Raw genomic sequence first — 18445 nt, 5'->3', positions numbered from 1 at the left:
TATGGGGCTTGATCCCCCGATTGTTCATACACGGAAATAATGTAGTCATAAACTACCTACTTATTTTCGGTTGAGCGGACATTAGCTCTCGACTTCGTTTCGCACCGCAATGCCTGCGACGCAACTGCGTCCGGCCGGGGCGAAGGAGAGGGTTCTTCGAAATGACCACCGGCTGCATCGATGCGGTGATCGAGACCGGCCAGGCGAGCGCGCTGCCGGTCCGCGTCTGGCGCAAGTCGTCGGCGCCGCGATCGGCACCGCTGGTCTTCCATCTCCATGGCGGCGCCTTCTGCCAAGGCTCGTTCGCGTCGGAGGCGAGCTCAACCGTTCCGGAACTGCTCGCCGCGGCGGGCGCCGTGGTCGTCTCGGCGGATTATCCGCTGGCCCCGCGCCATCCGTTTCCCGATGCCCTGCGCACGATCTTCGACGCGCTGAAGAGCCTGCAGGAGGGCCGGGCCCGGTGGGCCGGCAAGATGTCGCGTCTGTTCGTGGCCGGCGAGGAGGCCGGCGGCAATCTCGCGGCATCGCTGACGCTGATCGCGCGCGACCAGCACGCGCCGCAGCTCGACGGCCAGATCCTGTTGTCGCCGATGCTCGATCCGTGTCTTGCGACGCGGTCGATCCGCCGCGCCGATGCAGGTCCCGCCGGATGCAAGTGGGCCGACGGCTGGCAGCGCTATCTCGGATCGCCGGAAACCGCCGCCCATCCCTATGCAGCGCCCTCGCAAGCCAGTCGTCTCGCCGGCCTGCCGCCGGCGCTGGTGGTCACCGCGCAGGACGATCCGATGCGCGACGAGACCCTGAGCTACGCGGCGCGGCTGCGGGAATCGGGTGTCCCGGTGACGCAACATGTGCTGCCTGCGCCGACGTCGTGGCCGGAATCGCTGTGCGGCGCGGATCGGCCGCAGGGCAGCTGGCCGGCGGCGCTGCTCGGCCAGTTCATCCAGTTCTTTGCGGACCGCGCCGCGTTGCTGCGCCGGCCCGCATCCCATCCCGTCTTTCAAGCCTGATCGCAGGCAGGGGGTCATCATGTCGTATTCATCCCGTTATCGCGCTTTCGCCCTCGGCACCGTGCTGGTCGGCGCCGCCATCTTCGCCGCCATGCTGCTGCCCGCCTTCGAGAATGGCGCCGCCCGCGCCAACAATGAGGCGGCGGCGCCGCCGGCCGTGCCGGTCTCGGTGGCCACGGTGGAGGAGCGTGACGCGCCGACCTGGGACGAGTTTTCCGGCCGGCTCGAAGCCGTCGAGCGTGTCGAAATCCGGCCGCGGGTCGCCGGCCTGATCCAGGCGGTGCATTTCCGCGAAGGCGCCCTCGTCAAGCAGGGCGACTTGTTGTTCAGCATCGATCCGGCGCCCTATGCGGCGGAGGTCGAGCGCGCCAGGGCCCAGGTGCTCGCCATGCAGGCGCGCCTGGCGCTGGCCAAGAACGATCTCGATCGCGGCCAGCAGTTGTGGGATTCGCGCACCATCTCGCAGCGCGACTTCGACCAGCGCGTCAACGCCCAGCGCGAGGCGGAAGCCAACCTGCGCGCCGCCGAGGCGGCGCTGCAATCGGCCCAGCTCAATCTCGATTACACCAGCGTCAACGCGCCGGTGGCCGGCCGCGTCGGCAAGATCGAGGTCACCGTCGGCAATCTCGTCGCCGCCGGCCCGACCTCGCCGGTCCTGACCTCGATGGTCTCGGTCAACCCGATCTATGCGAGCTTCAACGCCGATGAACAGGTGGTGATGCGGGCGCTGAAGGCGCAGAGCGCCGGGCCGAACGGGCTGATCGCGCTCGACCGCATTCCGGTGCAGATGGGCACGGTGCTGAGCGACGGCACGCCCTATCGGGGCCGCCTCCAGCTCATCGACAATCAGGTCGATGCCCGCAGCGGCACGGTGCGCGTCCGCGCGGTGTTCGACAACGCCGACGGCAAGCTGATGCCGGGCCAGTTCGCCCGCATCCGCATGGGGCATGCCGAACGTCAGCAGGCCCTGGTCATCAACGAGCGGGCGATCGGCACCGATCAGGACAAGAAATTCGTCATGGTGGTCGGTCCGGACAATACCGCGGCCTATCGCGAAGTCGCGCTCGGCGAGACGTCGGAGGGCCTGCGCATGGTGCGGACCGGCCTGAAGGCGGGCGAGCGCATCATCGTCAACGGGTTGCAGCGGGTGCGGCCGGGCAGTGCGGTCAAGCCGACCCAGGTCGCGATGGACGGCAGCGTCGAGCACGCCGAGGCGGCGCCGCGCGAGGAGAAGACGGCGCAGCAGTAACGGCGCCGGCTTCTCCAACGATTGAACCAGGACACTTGACGACCGCAGCCCGGTGACCCGGTCAGGCGCTGCGAGGGGCGAGCCATGAATATTTCCCGTTTCTTCATCGACCGGCCGATCTTCGCCGGCGTGCTGTCGGTCCTGATCTTCCTGTCCGGCCTGCTCGCGCTGCGGGTGATGCCGGTGTCCGAATATCCCGAAGTCTCGCCGCCCTCCGTGGTGGTCCGCGCCCAATACCCCGGCGCCAATCCCAGGGTGATCGCCGAGACGGTGTCGACGCCGATCGAGGAGCAGATCAACGGCGTCGAGGGCATGCTCTACATGAGCAGCCAGGCGACGACCGACGGCCTGATGACCCTGACCGTCACCTTCAAGCTCGGCACCGATCCGGACAAGGCCCAGCAGCTGGTGCAGAACCGCGTCTCCCAGGCGGAGCCGCGGCTGCCGGAGGACGTCCGCCGGCTCGGCATCACCACCGTCAAGAGCGCGCCGGACCTGACGCTGGTGGTGCATCTGCTGTCGCCCAACGACCGCTACGACATGACGTATCTGCGCAACTACGCGGTGCTCAACGTCAAGGACCGGCTCGCCCGCGTCAACGGCGTCGGCCAGGTGCAGCTGTTCGGGTCGGGCGACTATTCCATGCGGATCTGGCTCGATCCGCAGAAGGTTGCCGAGCACGGGCTCTCCGCCAGCGATGTCGTCGGTGAGATCCGCGCCCAGAACGTCCAGGCCGCCGCCGGCGTCGTCGGCGCGTCGCCGGGCCTGCCCAGCATCAGCTTCCAGCTTCCGGTCAACGCCCAGGGCCGGCTGCAGACCGAGGAGGAATTCGGCAACATCATCGTCAAGGGCGGCACCAATGGCGAGGTGACGCGACTGCGCGACATCGCCCGCGTCGAGCTCGGTGCCTCGGAATATTCCCTGCGCTCGCTGCTCGACAACAAGTCGGCGGTGGCGATCCCGATCTTCCAGGCGCCCGGCTCCAACGCCATCCAGATCTCGGACGACGTCCGCAAGACCATGGCCGAGCTGAAGAAGAACATGCCGGAAGACGTCGACTACCGCATCGTCTACGACCCGACACAGTTCGTCCGGGCCTCGATCGAGGCGGTGATCCACACCCTGCTCGAGGCGGTCGCGCTGGTGGTGCTCGTCGTCATCCTGTTCCTGCAGACATGGCGGGCCTCGATCATCCCGCTGCTCGCCGTGCCGGTATCGATCATCGGCACCTTCGCGGTGATGTATCTGTTCGGCTTCTCGGTCAACGCGCTCAGCCTGTTCGGGCTGGTGCTGGCCATCGGTATCGTCGTCGACGATGCCATCGTCGTGGTCGAGAATGTCGAGCGTAATATCGAGGAAGGGCTGTCGCCGCGCGAGGCGACCTACCGCGCCATGCGCGAGGTGTCGGGGCCGATCATCGCCATTGCCCTGGTGCTGGTCGCGGTGTTCGTGCCGCTTGCCTTCATCACCGGGCTGACCGGCCAGTTCTATCGCCAGTTCGCACTGACGATCGCGATCTCCACCGTGATCTCGGCGATCAATTCGCTCACGCTGTCGCCGGCGCTCGCCGCCCAACTGCTCAAGGGCCATGACGCGCCCAAGGACGTCCTCACCGTCGTGATGGACCGCACGCTCGGCTGGTTCTTCCGCGGCTTCAACGCCGGATTCCGCCGCCTCGGCGGCGGCTACAGCGCCGGCGTCAAGGGCGTGATCTCGCGCAAGGCGGTGATGATGGCGGTCTATCTCGGCCTGATCGGCGTCACCTGGAGCCTGTTCCATGCGGTCCCGGGCGGCTTCGTGCCGGGGCAGGACAAGCAGTACCTGGTCGGCTTCGCCCAACTGCCCGACGGCTCGACCCTCGACCGCACCGAGGAGGTGATCCGCCGCATGGGCGACATCGCCCTCAAGGAGCCCGGCGTCGAGAGCGCGGTGGCCTTTCCGGGGCTGTCGATCAACGGCTTCACCAATTCGTCCAACGCCGGCATCGTGTTCGTCACGCTCAAGCCGTTCGACGAGCGGCGCAGCGCCGACCTGAGCGGCGGCGCCATCGCCAAGAAGCTCAACGGCAAGTTCGCGGCGATCCAGGAAGCCTTCATCGCCATGTTCCCGCCGCCGCCCGTCCAGGGCCTCGGCACCATCGGCGGCTTCAAGTTGCAGATCGAGGATCAGGCCGGCCTCGGCTATCGGGCGCTCGACGAGGCGACCAAGGCGTTCCTCGCCAGGGCGCAGAAGACGCCGGAGATCGCCGGGCTGTTCTCGAGCTACCAGATCAATACGCCGCAGCTCTATGCCGATATCGACCGCACCCGTGCCCGCCAGCTCGGCGTGCCGGTGACGGACGTGTTCGACACGCTGCAGATCTATCTCGGCTCGCTCTACGTCAACGACTTCAACCGCTTCGGCCGCACCTACACCGTGCGGGTGCAGGCCGACGCCAAGTTCAGGTCGCGTCCCGACGACATCGGCGAATTGAAGGTGCGCTCGGCTTCGGGCGGCATGATCCCGCTGGCGACGCTGCTGCGGGTCAAGTCCAGCGCCGGGCCGGAGCGCGCCATGCGCTACAACGGCTTCCTCACCGCCGACGTCAATGGCGGAGCGGCGCCGGGCTATTCCTCCGGCGAGGCCCAGGCGGCGATCCAGCGGGTCGCCGACGAGACCCTGCCCAAGGGCTTCGGCTTCGAATGGACGGAACTGACCTATCAGCAGGTGCTGGCGGGCAATTCTGCGGTGATCGTCTTTCCGCTGTCGCTGCTGCTGGTGTTCCTGGTGCTGGCCGCGCAGTACGAAAGCCTGACGCTGCCGCTGTCGATCATCATGATCGTGCCGATGGGTTTGATGGCGGCGATGTTCGGCGTCTGGGCCTCCGACGGCGACAACAACGTCTTCACCCAGATTGGCCTGATCGTGCTGGTCGGACTGTCGGCCAAGAACGCCATCCTGATCGTCGAGTTCGCCCGCGAACTGGAATTCGCCGGGCGCACGCCGGTCGAGGCGGCGATCGAGGCGAGCCGGCTGCGGCTGCGGCCGATCCTGATGACGTCGATGGCCTTCATCATGGGCGTGGTGCCGCTGGTGACCTCCACCGGCGCCGGCGCCGAGATGCGCCATGCCATGGGCGTCGCGGTGTTCGCCGGCATGATCGGGGTGACCGCCTTCGGCATTTTCCTCACCCCGGTGTTCTATGTGCTGCTGCGCCGCCTGACCGGCAACAAGCCGCTCAAGCAGCATGGCGAGGTGCCGCACTCCTCCGAGCTCGGCAGCACGACGCATCACGTGGTTGGCCAGGCCGCCGAGTAGCCCCTCCTTGCGGCCAGGCCAGTGACGGCGGCCCGCGCTCCCTCACGCGGGCCGCCTCCGAAGTTCGTGATCCATTGCGGCTTGCTTTGCTTCCGACGAGAACGCGATCCGGCAAGAGCCGGATCGCCATGCCGTCCACGTCTGCCCTGGCCGGGGGCTGTAAAGCCGTGACGAGCGACGGGTGTCGAAGCTCTCACCCGTGGCCGTGACGGTGATGCAGGTCCGGGTAATGCACGTGCTTGTGCCGCAGCGGTTCGTGGCGATGCCAGTGCGAATGCGGTTCGGTGACCGGGCCCTCGTGGTGGTGCCGGTGGTGCTCGTCGTGGACGTGGCTGTGCTCATGCTCGAGCGCGTCGTGCTGGTGCATGTGGCCGTGCCGCTCGGAAAGATGCAGCCACAGCCCGACCGCCATCAGGACGCCGGCGATGACGAACTGCGGCGTCAGAGGTTCGCCGAGAGCGCCGGTGGCGACGAGCGCGCCGATGAAGGGCGCCAGCGAGAAATAGGCGCCGGTCCGTGCCGCGCCGAGATGACGTAGCGCCAGCACGAACAGCACGAGACTGACGCCGATGCCGAAGAAGCCGACCAGCGCCGCGGCGGCGATGGTGGGGGGCGCGGGCAGGGTGGCCCCGCGCAGCAGCGCGAGGGCGAGATTGACGACGCCGGCGGCGAGGCCCTTGATCAGCGCGGTGACCACCGGATCGGCCGACGACAGTTTGCGGGTGAGGTTGTTGTCGATGCCCCAGCACAGGCAGGCCGCTGCAATCATCAGCCCACCGGCATCGAAATCGATCCGCTGCCCCGTCCAGGACAGCACCATGGCGCCGGCGAGGATCGCGGCCGCTCCGACCAGCAGGCGGCGATCGACGTTCTCTCGGAACACCATCCAGGCGATCGCCATGGTGGCGAGGCCCTCGAGATTGAGCAGCAGCGATCCCGACGCGGCGGAGGTGCGCTCCAGCCCGAGCATCAGGAGCAGCGGCCCGGCGACGCCGCCGAAGATGACGACCGCGGCGAGCCAGGGCAGGTCGGTCCGGCGCAGCGGGGCCTCGGGGGCGGGCAGTCCGATCGCGGCGCGGCCGAGATGGATGATGGCGAGGCCGCCGCCGGCGCCGAGATAGAGCAGGCCGGCGAGCAGCTGCGGTTCGACCGCAGCGAGCAGCAGCTTGGAGAGCGGGGTCGAGAGGCCGAACAGCACGGCCGAGGCGAGCGCCAGAGTGACGCCGGGCCAGAGCTGTCGGTGGGATTGGTTCGCCATCAGGCAAACCTATCACGTTACCCGGGAGATTCGATCATCGCGTTGCCGAGGAGCACCGCCTGGCGCCTCGTTCCGCCGCCGCTCTTCTGCGCCACCTCGCGCGGGGGCATTCGGGTCATGGTCGAGGTCGCCCCTTCTGCTCTATTTCAGCACGAGGCTCGGCAGCCACAGCGAGAAGGCGGGGACATAGGTCACCAGCATCAGCACCGCGAACATCGCCGCGTAGAACGGCAGGATGCCGCGCAAGACCTCCTCGAGCTTCACCTTGCCGACGGCGCAACCGACGAACAGCACCGAGCCGACCGGCGGCGTGATCAGCCCGATGCCGAGATTGATCAGCAGGATCATGCCGAAATGCACCGGATCGACGCCGAAGCTCTTCACCACCGGCAGCAGGATCGGTGTGCAGATCAGGATCAGGGGCGCCATGTCCATCAGGCAGCCCAGCACCAGCAGCATCAGGTTGATCAGCAGCAGGATGACGATCTTGTTCTGCGACAGGGTGAGGAAGAACGCCGTCACCTTCGCCGGCATCTGCATCAAGGCCATGATGTAACCGAAGCTGGAGGCGCAGGCGATCAGCATCAGGACCATGGCGACGGTGCGCAGCGTGCGGTGGAGCAGCGCCGGCAGCTCCTTCCAGCTGTAGTCGCGATAGACGAACATCGTCACCACGAAGGCCCAGACGCAGGCCACGGCGCCGGCCTCGATGGCGGTGAAGACGCCGAGCAGGATGCCGCCGAGGATGATGAAGACAGTGATCAGGCCCCAGATCGCCTCGAACGACATCCGCACCGCGTCCTTGAACGGGATCGCTTCGCCGCGGGGATGACCGTCGCGATAGGCGACGTAGAGGCAGAGCAGCAGGATGGCGAAACCGAGCATCAGGCCCGGCACGACGCCGGCCATGAACAGGCTGGTGACGGAGATCGCGCCGCCGGTGGCGAGCGAATAGATCACCGCGTTGTGGCTGGGCGGGATCACCACGGCCTGCACCGAGGCGCTGATCGTGACGTTGGTGGCGAAGGCGCGCGGATAACCCACCTTCTCCATCTGCGGGATCATGATCGAGCCGATCGCCGAGGTGTCGGCGACGCAGGAGCCGGAGATGCCGCTGAGGAAGGTCGTGGCGAGAATGTTGACGCCGGACAGGCCGCCGCGGACGCGGATGACGCCGACGATGACGTTGGCGAACGCCACCAGCCGCCGCGCCATCCCGCCCTCGGCCATGATCGCGCCGGCGAGCACGAAGAAGGGGATGGTCAGCATCGCCACCTTGCTGACGCCGTCGGAGATCTTGAGCATCACCGCCTCGAGCGGGATGTCGAGCATCATTGCGCCGACGATCGCGCCTGCCGCCAGCGAATAGGCGATCGGCATGCCGATCAGGAAGCAGGCGAACAGAACGATGATGAGAACGAGAATGTCCATGACGGAGAGCGCCTCGTGTCAGTCGAAGGCGGCGACGCCGTGGGCGTCGCCGGTGGTGTCGGCGGGCCGGCCGAGCATGATGCGCTCGATGACGAACAGCAGCATGATGGCGCCGCCGATCGGGATCGGCAGGTAGGTCACGCCGACGGAGAGCGCCGGGAAATCGCCGATGGTGTTGTGCCAGGTCGCCTCCACCAGCCGCGCCCCCCACACCGCCATGAACAGCGAGATCAGGGCCATCATCAGTTCGCTGATCAGGGCACAGGCGCGCTGGCCGAGTCTGGGCAGGAGGTTGGTGGCGAGCGCGATGTTCATATGCAGCCCGTAGCGATAGCAGGCCGCGGCGCCGAAGAAGGTCAGCGCGATGGTCAGCAGCACCGCCATCGGCTCCGGCCAGGAGGCGGCGCTGTTGAGCACGTAGCGGGTGAACACCGCCCAGGGAATGATCGCGGAGATCAGCACCAGGGCGACGCAGCCCACGGTGACGCAGGCATAATAGAGATAGTCCATCGCCTTGCGGTACAGCTCGGCCATCGACACGCCTCCATGGCAGGGCGGCGCGCCCGGCGCCGCCGATGACGAACGGGGGAACGGGGAGAAGGCGCCGTTCGTATCAGCGCCTGCTGCAATCACTCGTCGAATTCAGGCCTCGGCCTGGATGCGCTTGATCGTCTCGGCGTATTTCGGGCCGTACTTGTCCCAGACCGGCTTGACCGCGTCCTGGAACGGCTTCTTGTCGGCGACCTCGACGATCTGGCAGCCGGCGGCGCGTGCCTTCTCCATCGCCTTCTGCTCGTACTGGGTCCACAGCACCCGGGCCTCGGCCTGGGCCTCCCGCGCGAACTTCTTCACCAGCGCCTGGTCGTCGCCGGACAGGTTGCCCCAGGCCCGTTTGGAGAACACCAGCATTTCCGGCACGATCAGGTGCTCGGTCAGGGTGTAGTTCTTGGCCACGGTGTAGTGATTGTCGAAGACGTAGCTCGGCGGGTTGTTCTCGGCGCCGTCGATCACGCCGGTCTGCAGCGAATTGAAGACCTGGTCGTAACCCATGGCGATGCCGTTGGCGCCCAGCGCATTCGCCATGTCGACGAACATCGGATTGCCGATGACGCGGAGCTTGAGGCCCTTCATGTCGTCGATCGCCTTGATCGGCCGCTTGGTGTCGTAGAAGCTGCGGGCGCCGGCATCCATCCAGCACAGGCCGACCAGGTTGGCATTGGCGTTGTTGGACACCTTGTCCAGCAGATCCTGGCCGATCGGTCCGTCCAGCACCTTCTGCATGTGCGCGGTGTTCTTGCACAGGAAGGGAATGTTGAGGACGTTGAGATCGTCGACCACCGGGCCGAGCGCGCCGACGCTGACGCGCAGGAGCTGGATGGCGCCGAGCTGGGTCTGCTCGATGGTTTCCTTCTCGCCGCCGAGCTGCATTGCCGCATACATCTGCGTCGACAGCCGGCCATTGGTGGCGGCTTGCAGCTTCTTGCCGAGGCTCTCGGTCGCCGCCACCGTGGGATAGCCCTCGGGGTGCACGTCGGAGGCCTTCAACGTCATCTTGGTCTGCGTGCCGGCGGCGCGAAATCCGCTGCCGAGCCCGATACTCGCTGCGCCGAGGCCGGCGCCAAGCTTGATGAAGTCACGCCGCTTCATGTTTTCTACTCCTCCCGATTGCAGCGACAGACGCGTTGGTCGTGCTGATCTTGTTGATTGCCGGCCGGTGCCGGTCGGCGGCGCAAGGCCGCGCGGTTGCCGGGTTGGCCCGGACGTGTTAGAAAAGTTGTACGATGACCAGACAAGACCCGTCAAGCCCGGCCGCCGATGGCGCGGCGCAATCGCGCGCGCTGCTGCGCCCGGTGGTTCCGCTGCGCAGCCTCAGCGGAGAGGTCTGCAACCGCCTCGCCGAACAGATCACCTCGGGCGGGCTGGCGGCCGGCACCAAGCTGCCGTCGGAACAGGAGATGATGGCTGCGATGGGCGTCAGCCGAACCGTGATCCGCGAAGCGGTGGCGGCGCTGCGGGCCCGCGGTCTCGTGGTGACGCGGCAGGGCGCCGGCGCCTTCGTCAATCCGGATCCGAGCCAGCAGCCATACTCGATCGATCCGGAGGGCCTCGGTTCCCTCGAAGGCGTGATCGAGGTGATCGAACTGCGCATGGCGGTGGAGGCGGAAGCCGCGGCGCTGGCCAGCGAGCGCGCCACCGACGCCGAGATCGCCGAGATCCGCGAGGCTCAAGCGGCCATGGCGGCGGTGATCGCCAATGGCGAGCGCGGCATCAAGGAGGACCTGGCGTTCCACCGCGCCATCGCCGCCGCGACCCGGAACAACCGCTTCGTCGAGTTCCTGGCCTATCTCGGCCGCCTGATCATTCCGCGCCAGAGCATCCGGTCGTTCGACGGCAACCCGGACAGCATGCGGAGCTATCTGCGCCGCATCGAGCGCGAACACGAGGCCATCCTGCAGGCGATCGAGGCCCGCTCGGCCAAGAAGGCGCGCGAGGCCATGCGCCGGCATCTGTTGAACTCGCGGGAACGCTATCGTCAGCTGGCGTCGAGCCTGCGTTGAGCGCCGACGCGCCGCGCGCTCTGCCGATTACACTCCGTCAATGACAACAAACAGGCAAAAGGAAACCCCATGCGGATCTTGTTGACCGGCGCGGCCGGAGGTGTCGGAACGCGGCTGCGCAAGCTGCTGCCGCCGATCTATCCCGATCTGGTGCTGAGCGACCTCAAGACGCCGGCCGATCTCGCGTCGTCGGAAGAATTCATCCGGGCCGATCTTTCCGACCTTTCGCAGGTGAAGACGCTCGTCGAGGGCATCGACGGCATCATTCACCTCGGCGGTTTCTCGGTCGAGGGCTCGTGGGAGACCATCCTCAACGCCAATATCATCGGCACCTACAACCTGTTCGAGGCGGCCCGGCTCGCCGGCGTCAAGCGCGTGGTGTTCGCCTCGTCCAACCATGCGGTCGGCTTCTATCCGCGCAGCACGACCATCGACACCCATGATCTGCTGCGTCCCGACACCCGCTATGGTGTCAGCAAGGCCTTCGGCGAGGCGCTCGGCGCGATGTACGCCTACAAGCACAATATCGGCGTGCTGGCGATCCGCATCGGCAATGTCGGCGAGAAGCCGCTCGACGAGCGGCGCCTCGCGATCTGGCTCAAGACCGAGGATCTGGTGTCGCTGTGCCGCATCGGCCTCGAGCGCGAAGGCCTGATTTACGAAGTCGTCTACGGCATGTCCGACAACAAGCGCGCCTGGTGGGACAACAGCCGCGCCCTCGAACTCGGCTATCGCCCGACCGGGCATTCGGAGAACTACGCCGACGAAGTTCTCGCCGCCGATGCCCCGGCGGGCGATCCGATCGCCGCGTTCTTCCAGGGCGGGCCGTTCTGCGCCGACGAATTCACCGGCGATCCGGCCACGGTCCTCAAGCCGTAACGGCGTGGGCGGTAAGGTCGCGGATGGCCGGGGGCGGAGTGTTCAGCCCGGATAGATGGCCCGTCATCCTGAGGTGCGCGCCCTTGCGCGCCTCGAAGGATGGACGGCCCGGGCGGGGCCGCGTGCATCCTTCGAGGCTCGGCGCGCGCACGATGTGCGGCGCGCCTCACACCTCAAGATGACGCGGGATGCGCGCACGATATGCTGCGCCTCGCACCTGAAGCGAAGAGCGGCACCAGAACATGCGCTTGGTCCCTCGGCAACGCGCCGCCGTTGCAGGCGTCTCGCTCAAAATTCCGCCGGCCGGGCGCGCATGCGCGGCGCCACGAAACGCGGCGCTTGACGAGGAGCGCGCTTCTAGTGTGGCGTCTCGCAATTGCCTACCGCCTTCGCGGCAACCCTCTCGTAGGCAATTGCGAGATATAAGCCACACTAGCACTTTGATTTTGCTAGTGTCCCTATGTCTCCGAATGACCGTGCGAGTGCGAGGCAAACGTAGCGGTCATTCGGAGACGGGACACTAGTGTGGCGTCTCGCAATTGCCTACCGCCTTTGCGGCAACCCTCTCGTAGGCAATTGCGAGACATAAGCCACACTAGCGCTTTGATTTTGCTAGTGTCCTTTATGTCTCCGAATGACCGTGCGAGCGTGAGGCAGATCAGAGCCACTCGATCGGTGCGAACCTGTAATTGACGCCCATGGTGAAAGTCTGGATGCGATTGCTGGCCGGCGCCAGGTTGATGTTGGTCAGCTCCGGAAGCGCCGTGGTCGTGAAGGCGCCGGATTTTCCGAAATCGTAGTACTTGTAGTCCAGCGCCACCGACCACCGCGGCGTCAGGGCATATTCGAGCCCGCCGCCCGCGATCCATCCCCAGTTCGTGCTGGAATGGTCCTGGATCGTTCCGCCGACGCCCGTCGTGTTGAACTCATCGCGCTGATGATCAAGGGCGAGACCGCCCCTGGCATAGACCAGCGCGCGAGCCCATGCGTAGCCTATCCGTGCGGTGAAGGCGCCGATGGCGCCGATCCTGCTGCCGCAGTTGAATCCGGCGAGCGAAGCGTTCGGGAAACCGGCGAAACAGGTGTTGCTGCCCTGGATGTCGGCCCAGCTCGCGGCGATCTCGCCGCCGACCACGACGGAGCCGGCCTGATAGTTGGCGCCGAACTGGCCGCCGGCGGTGGCGCCGCCGAGGTCCGCGTCGTCGCCCCAGACCGGTGCGGGGAAGGGATCGGCGTAGCGGCTTCGCCCGAGACCTGCGCCGATCGTTCCGCCGATATAGATCCCGGACCAGTTCACCGGCGCCGGCGGCGGCACCTTGTCGGCAGCTTGCGCGTTCGTGGCCTGGTCCAGCCGATCCGGCACGTCGCCGAATTTGTAGGAGGTCTGCAGGAAGCCGCCATAGCGCTCCGAATATTGCTTCTGCGGCGAGTTGTCGGCGATGGTCGGGAAGTGTGTCGATCCGTCCGTCGTCGTCAAGAACTGGTAGCGCCCGCCGATGCCGACACTGAGGCGCTCACTGACGGCGTAGGACAGGATCGCCTCGAACTGCGTCCCCCAGCCGTGACCGGGCTCATCCTGCGGATTGATGTTCGAGCGGTACCAATGGTTATCGATCCCCTCGCGATTGACGAAAGGCAGGTAGGCCGCGTCGACCTCCAGCTTCAGCCTGTCGGTCAAACCCATCCGGGCGTTCAGCCCCAGCGCAACGCCGCGCCAGGATGCCGTTTCGGAAAGACCGACGAAACTGGTCTGATCGGTGGGCACGCAGAGCGTGTCCGTCGCAATCTGCAGGCAACCGGAGTCGTTGCTGCGTTCGTAGAATGACCGGTAGCCGACAAAGCCGCCCAGCTTGGCGTCCCGCGCAGTGATGATGTTGGTGCCGATATCGGCGCTGCCATACATCAGCCGGCCGTCCTTCATCTTCGAAAGGGTGTTGGAGTAATCGACCGCCCCCGGAAAGTCTTCGTCATTGAGGTTGCCGCCGACGAGATGTCCCAGGCCGAAATTGCCTTTGACGAAGATGCCGCTGTCGTGGTCGAAGCGGAAAAAGGTCTCGCCGGCGTGACCGGCCTGGTCGGCATAGGTCAGGCGCGAGTTGAGGCGGGCAGGGGTGAAAGGATGGTAGAGGTCCTTCTGCATGCGGCCGTTGCTGCCATAGTACCGCGCGCCGACCTCGATGGTCCATCCGGCCGGAGATTGCGCCGCCTTGAGGAAAAGCTTCGGATCGGCGGCATTGGCATCAAGGGTCGGCGGCCCGCCGCCCAGCCGATAGTTGAGGCCGGTCTTGACGAGATCGATCCGCTGATTGAGCCCCACCACCGAGGTGTTGCCGAGCTGGCTGGCGAAAGAGGCATTCCGCGTGCCGAAATCGATGTGATCGTATTCGACGAATGCCGACAGATTTCGGCTGAAGGCATATTCGAGGCCCGAGCCGGCGATCCAGCCCCAGCGGGTGCCGCTTTCCGTATAGCTGTCGGGAGCATAGAAGTTGGAGATCTCGCTGGTCTCCGCACCCCAGGCAGCCCCTGCCTTGCCGTAGATCAGGAGATTGCCAAAGGTCGGACCGAGGCGGCCGGCAATCGTGCCGAGCGACGTGATCCTGTTGTGGCAGGCGTTGTTGATCAGTCCGAAAACGTTCTGGGCGCATTTGGCGTAGCCGTCGATAGCGGACGCAGCCGCCGCGACGTCGAGGCCGACCACCCATCCGCCGGTCTGGTAATTGGCCCCGATCTGGCCGCCGGCGAGAAGGCCTTCGGTGTTGCCTCCACCGGGGAAGCCTCCCGACGACGAACTCGCCAGCAGTGCCGCTGTCGCCGAGACGAACTCGTTTCGTCCGAACGCGCCGCCGGCATGCACGCCGAGGTAGATCCCGGTCCAGCTCCACTGCGGCAGCGCGCCGGCGGGAATCGATAGCCCGCTGGCCGGCGTCGGCGCCGCGCCAAGGTGGTAGTTGAGCCCGAGCTTGACCAGATGCAGGTTCTGCGACGTGGTGAAGTCCGCGACCTGGCCGAACTGGCTGGCGACGGTCAGCGATCGCCTGCCGAGGTCGGCGTAGTCGTACTCGATCTTGGCGGACAGCGCGGAATTGAAGGCATATTCGGCGCCGGCGCCGACCGTCCACCCGGCCCGCGTTTCGGAAACGCTGTAGACCGGCGTGATGACGCTGCTGGTCAGGTTGCGGTCGATCTGGGCCCAGGCGCCGCCACCCTTGCCGTACCAGAGAAAATTTCCGGTGGCGTAGCCAAGCCGAGCCGTGACGGTGCCGACCTCGTTGATCCCGGTGGTGCAGACGTACATCGCAAGCGCGCAGCGGGCGAATCCGCTGGAATGACCGAAGCTCAGATCCGCCTCGGCGCCGATGACGACCGGTCCGGATTGAAAATTGTAGCCGATCTGGACGCCGTAGCGGGCGCCGCCGCTGACGTTCTCGGCTCCAAACGGCGAATAGGCGGCCAGCGCTCCGGTCGCCCGTTCCCAATCAGTCCTGGAACTGCCGACGCCGATATGGCTGCCGAAATAAAGCCCCCGCCAATCGAAAACGGCCGGGTCGGTCCGCCAGGGCGGCTGGACCAAGTCTTTGGCCTGCACGGACACGCATAGGCCGAGAAGGCCGCTAACCGACGCGACCAGCGTTGACGCGATCCTCATGAGCCCGCCCCACCTTCGGCTTCATCATCAGATCTGACGACGAGCTGAGATCCCACCCGGCCAGCTTATCGAATTCGGCTCAATTGGCTGTTGCGGGCCGGTCACAGCACCGCCCGATTGTGGCGCAATCCCCCGGAATCGCACCTCGGCCACCGAATCGTAGGGATGTCTCGGCTTGTGGGTGGATGGTGCTGATCCGTCGAATCAATCAACGGTTGTTGCCGCGGCTGGTTCGGCATCGAGGATTTGTCCCGGCCGCGGAAAGAGCCGGCCGTGATCGACGACAAAGGACCGGCCCGAAGGCCGGCCCTTGTGCCCGACGGCGTTGGTCCGGCAGAGCGGACGTACTTTCAGATTACTCGTGAGCAGGTCAGAGCTTGCGGTTCGCCGCATCCGCGACCGCATTCGCTGCGTCCTTGGCCGCTTGCTTGACGTCGCCCATCGCCTTCTGGCCGCGGCCCTTGGCCTCCTGCATGGCGCCCTCGCCCTTCAACTTCGGCGAGTCCGTCGCCTCGCCGATGTCCTGCTTGGCCTTGCCGGCGATCTCGTTGGCGGTACCTTTGATCTTGTCCGCAGTGCTGCCCATGATCGTGTCTCCATCCTGTGGTTTTAGCTTTGACGCGTTTTCTTCACGCGAAAACGCTGTCATGGCTGTCCGACAACGGTGCGGTTGACCGAACGTTCCGGCTCTGCTGAGTTGACGCGAGTGCGCACCGCGCGCACGAAAAATGCGTGAAACACCCTCGAGAACGGACCAATATCGCCATGAGCGACCATCACCACGGCCACACCCACCCTCACGCACATCATCACGGCGGCGATCACGATGATGTGCAGCCGGGTTCCTCCGGCGAGCGCTGGAAGCACGATGGTGTCAGAGTCATCCCGGGGAACCAGCTCGATCCCAACGTGCCGTCGACGCCGGGCATGGACCGCAAGGCGGCGATCAATTTTGCCCGCGTCGGCGCCCAGAAACTGTGGGCGGGGACGGTGACGATCAGGCCCGACGCCAAGACCGGCGCCCATCATCACGGTCATCTGGAGAGCGTCATTTATGTGGTGAGCGGCAAGGCGCGGATGCGCTGGGGCGAGAAGCTGGAGTTTACCGCCGAGGCCGGTCCCGGCGATTTCATCTTCGTGCCACCCTACGTGCCGCACCAGGAGATCAATGCCAGCCCGGACGAGGTGCTGCAATGCGTACTGGTGCGCAGCGACGGCGAAGCGGTGGCGATCAATCTCGATATCGAGCCGGTGGAGAAGCCGGAGACGGTGCCGTGGGTCGATCCGGTGCATCCCGCGCCGCGGACGTGACTTTCATCCACGTCATCCTGAGGTGGTCGGGCGCGTAGCGCACGACCCTCGAAGGACGACGTGGCCGAGTCTCGGCGTGGACCGGGGCCGTTCATCCTTCGAGGCTCGCCGTCAAGACGGCTCGCACCTCAGGATGACGGACTGAAACTTTGTTGCTCACGTCCCCGGCATCTTCGGATGGATGAAGGCCCAGGGACTTGTTTCCGAATCCCGCGGCACGTCGATGGCGATGAGGCGCGGGCCGCCGTCCGCCAGCGCTTGTTCCAGAGCCGGGCGGAAGGCAGCGGGTGAGGCGACGCGCGCCGCGCCGACGCCGAAGGACTCGGCGAGCCGGACGAAATCGGGATTGACGAGATCGGCGGCGACAACCCGGCCGTCGAACACCTCGCGCTGGTCGCGCCGGACATTGCCGTAGGACTGGTTGTCGAACACCAGCACCACCACGCCGATCTTGTACTGGACCGCGGTGGCGAGCTCCTGCACCGCGAACATGAAGCCGCCGTCGCCGGTGATCGCGACCACGGGCTTGTCCGGATGGGCGACCTTGGCGCCGAGCGCGGTGGGAAAGCCCGAGCCCAGGGTGCCCTGATAGCCGGAGCTGAGGAAGGTGCGCGGGCGATAGACCGGAAAGCCGTACCAGGAGGCGAAGCCGACCTGGGAGAGTTCGTCGGTGACGATGCCGTCCTGCGGTAGGAGCTGGCGCAGGATGTCGAGATAGGCCATCTGCGGCTGGATCGCCTGGATCTCCTGCGCCGCCGCGGCGCTTGCCTCGCGCAACGCGTCGCGGCGGCCGGGCTGGCGGGCATAACCGGTTTTGGCCACCGCGGCGGCCAGGGCCCGCGTGCCGTCGCGCGCGTCGGCGACGATCGGCGCATCCGGCGCGTAGCGCCGCATCTCCGACGGATCGATGTCGATGCGGATCATCTTCTGGCCGGCGGGCCGGTAGGGCCAGCGCCAGGCCGGCAGCTCGAGCCGGGTGCCGATGCCGATCATCAGATCGGTTTGCGGCCATACCCGGTAGGCCGCGGCCATGGTCAGGCCGAGCTCGTGGGCGTTGCTGACGATGCCGCGGCCGCTACGAAAGGCGACCACCGGGGCATCGATCATCTCGGCGAGCGCGAGGATGTCGTCCGCCGCGTCGATCGCGCCGGCGCCGACGAAGATCATCGGCGCCTTCGCGCCGGCGACCAAAGCGGCGGCGGCCTTGATCCGCTCCGGATCGGGCTGCGGCGGCGGCAGCGGCGCGAGTGGCGCCACCGCGCTGGCCGCGGCGCGCTGGGTGAAGACATCCCAGGGCATCTCGACGGCGGCCGGGCCGCGCCGGCCCGACAGCATCTCCTGAAAGGCGCGGGCGACGATCGCCGGTGCCGCAGCCGGATATTCGGCGCGATCGGCCCACTTGAGGAACGAGCGCAACGTGGCGAGCTGGTCCGGCATCTCGTGCAGATGGCCGCGGCCCTTGGCGAAGAACGGCATCGGCACCTGGCCGGTGAGGCACAGCACCGGCTCGTTGCAGCCGAAGGCCGTGAGCATCGCGGCGCCGGCATTGAGCACGCCGGGGCCGGGCACCACGCTGAACACGCCCGGCCGGCCGGTCGAGCGCGCATAGCCGAATGCCATATAGCCGCAGGCCTGTTCATGGCGGGCGCCGATCACCTTCAGCCGCGGCGCGGCGAGGGCGAAGGCGTCGAACAGCCCGTAGATCTGCGCGCCCGGCAGGCCGAAAACCGTGTCGACGCCCTGGGCGAGGATATGGTCGACGATCGCCTCGCCGCCGCTGCGGATCTGCATGTGTTCGCTCAT

General features: G+C 66.6%; 13 protein-coding genes. 6 read left to right on the top strand and 7 right to left on the bottom strand.

The genetic code is table 11. The features are described from left to right. The first annotated feature begins 161 nt into the window (after nucleotides 1-161). The 3 genes from DB459_RS02450 to DB459_RS02440 all read left to right on the top strand — a co-directional run bounded on the left by DB459_RS02450 (nucleotide 162) and on the right by DB459_RS02440 (nucleotide 5556). Nucleotides 162-1010: an alpha/beta hydrolase gene (locus DB459_RS02450; protein ID WP_253711377.1), complete on the top strand. Its 849-nt coding sequence runs from the start codon at nucleotides 162-164 to the stop codon at nucleotides 1008-1010. A gap of 19 nt (nucleotides 1011-1029) precedes the next feature. Beyond that, nucleotides 1030-2259, top strand: coding sequence for an efflux RND transporter periplasmic adaptor subunit (locus DB459_RS02445; protein ID WP_371926849.1), 1230 nt, complete (start codon nucleotides 1030-1032; stop codon nucleotides 2257-2259). A gap of 84 nt (nucleotides 2260-2343) precedes the next feature. After that, a complete protein-coding gene (locus DB459_RS02440; protein WP_253711376.1) occupies nucleotides 2344-5556 on the top strand; it encodes an efflux RND transporter permease subunit in 3213 nt (1070 codons plus the stop codon). Between the two features lie 193 nt (nucleotides 5557-5749). Here DB459_RS02440 and DB459_RS02435 read toward each other — a convergent pair whose 3' ends face one another. The 4 genes from DB459_RS02435 to DB459_RS02420 all read right to left on the bottom strand — a co-directional run bounded on the left by DB459_RS02435 (nucleotide 5750) and on the right by DB459_RS02420 (nucleotide 9892). Continuing rightward, a complete protein-coding gene (locus tag DB459_RS02435; protein WP_253711374.1) occupies nucleotides 5750-6814 on the bottom strand; it encodes a DMT family transporter in 1065 nt (354 codons plus the stop codon). A 141-nt stretch (nucleotides 6815-6955) separates the two neighbouring features. Continuing rightward, nucleotides 6956-8245 (bottom strand): TRAP transporter large permease, encoded by a 1290-nt coding sequence (locus DB459_RS02430; protein ID WP_253711372.1) that lies wholly within the window; start codon nucleotides 8243-8245, stop codon nucleotides 6956-6958. Nucleotides 8246-8263: 18 nt separating this feature from the next. Continuing rightward, a complete protein-coding gene (locus DB459_RS02425; RefSeq protein WP_253711371.1) occupies nucleotides 8264-8779 on the bottom strand; it encodes a TRAP transporter small permease in 516 nt (171 codons plus the stop codon). A 108-nt stretch (nucleotides 8780-8887) separates the two neighbouring features. Continuing rightward, nucleotides 8888-9892 carry a TRAP transporter substrate-binding protein gene (locus tag DB459_RS02420; RefSeq protein WP_253711369.1) on the bottom strand — a complete coding sequence of 335 codons (1005 nt, stop codon included), beginning with the start codon at nucleotides 9890-9892 and terminating at the stop codon, nucleotides 8888-8890. Between the two features lie 134 nt (nucleotides 9893-10026). On the opposite strand from DB459_RS02420, the gene DB459_RS02415 reads away from it, so the two are divergent. Beyond that, entirely contained in the window at nucleotides 10027-10803 is a 777-nt protein-coding gene (locus tag DB459_RS02415; RefSeq protein WP_253711368.1) for a FadR/GntR family transcriptional regulator, read from the top strand. 69 nt (nucleotides 10804-10872) lie between these two features. Continuing rightward, the gene (locus DB459_RS02410) at nucleotides 10873-11682 is read left to right on the top strand and encodes an NAD(P)-dependent oxidoreductase (RefSeq protein ID WP_253711367.1); all 810 of its coding nucleotides are present in this window, start codon (nucleotides 10873-10875) and stop codon (nucleotides 11680-11682) included. Between the two features lie 658 nt (nucleotides 11683-12340). On the opposite strand, the gene DB459_RS02405 is transcribed toward DB459_RS02410, so the two are convergent. Further along, on the bottom strand, nucleotides 12341-15256 hold the full coding sequence (locus DB459_RS02405; RefSeq protein WP_253711365.1) for an outer membrane protein: 2916 nt from the start codon (nucleotides 15254-15256) through the stop codon (nucleotides 12341-12343). Between the two features lie 445 nt (nucleotides 15257-15701). Beyond that, nucleotides 15702-15917, bottom strand: a complete 216-nt coding sequence (locus tag DB459_RS02400) for a CsbD family protein (RefSeq protein WP_253711364.1) — start codon at nucleotides 15915-15917, stop codon at nucleotides 15702-15704. A gap of 179 nt (nucleotides 15918-16096) precedes the next feature. Here DB459_RS02400 and DB459_RS02395 point away from each other — a divergent pair, with 179 nt between their 5' ends. Continuing rightward, nucleotides 16097-16642: a cupin domain-containing protein gene (locus DB459_RS02395; protein ID WP_253711363.1), complete on the top strand. Its 546-nt coding sequence runs from the start codon at nucleotides 16097-16099 to the stop codon at nucleotides 16640-16642. 156 nt (nucleotides 16643-16798) lie between these two features. Here the strand turns inward: DB459_RS02395 and DB459_RS02390 are convergent, their stop codons facing one another. Next, nucleotides 16799-18433: a thiamine pyrophosphate-dependent enzyme gene (locus tag DB459_RS02390; protein ID WP_253713741.1), complete on the bottom strand. Its 1635-nt coding sequence runs from the start codon at nucleotides 18431-18433 to the stop codon at nucleotides 16799-16801. Between the last annotated feature and the right edge of the window lie 12 nt (nucleotides 18434-18445).

This window comes from Bradyrhizobium sp. WD16, from assembly GCF_024181725.1.
Lineage (GTDB): Bacteria > Pseudomonadota > Alphaproteobacteria > Rhizobiales > Xanthobacteraceae > Bradyrhizobium_A.
Note: the sequence above shows the minus strand (reverse complement) of the source record. Positions and strands in the feature narration are given on the sequence as shown.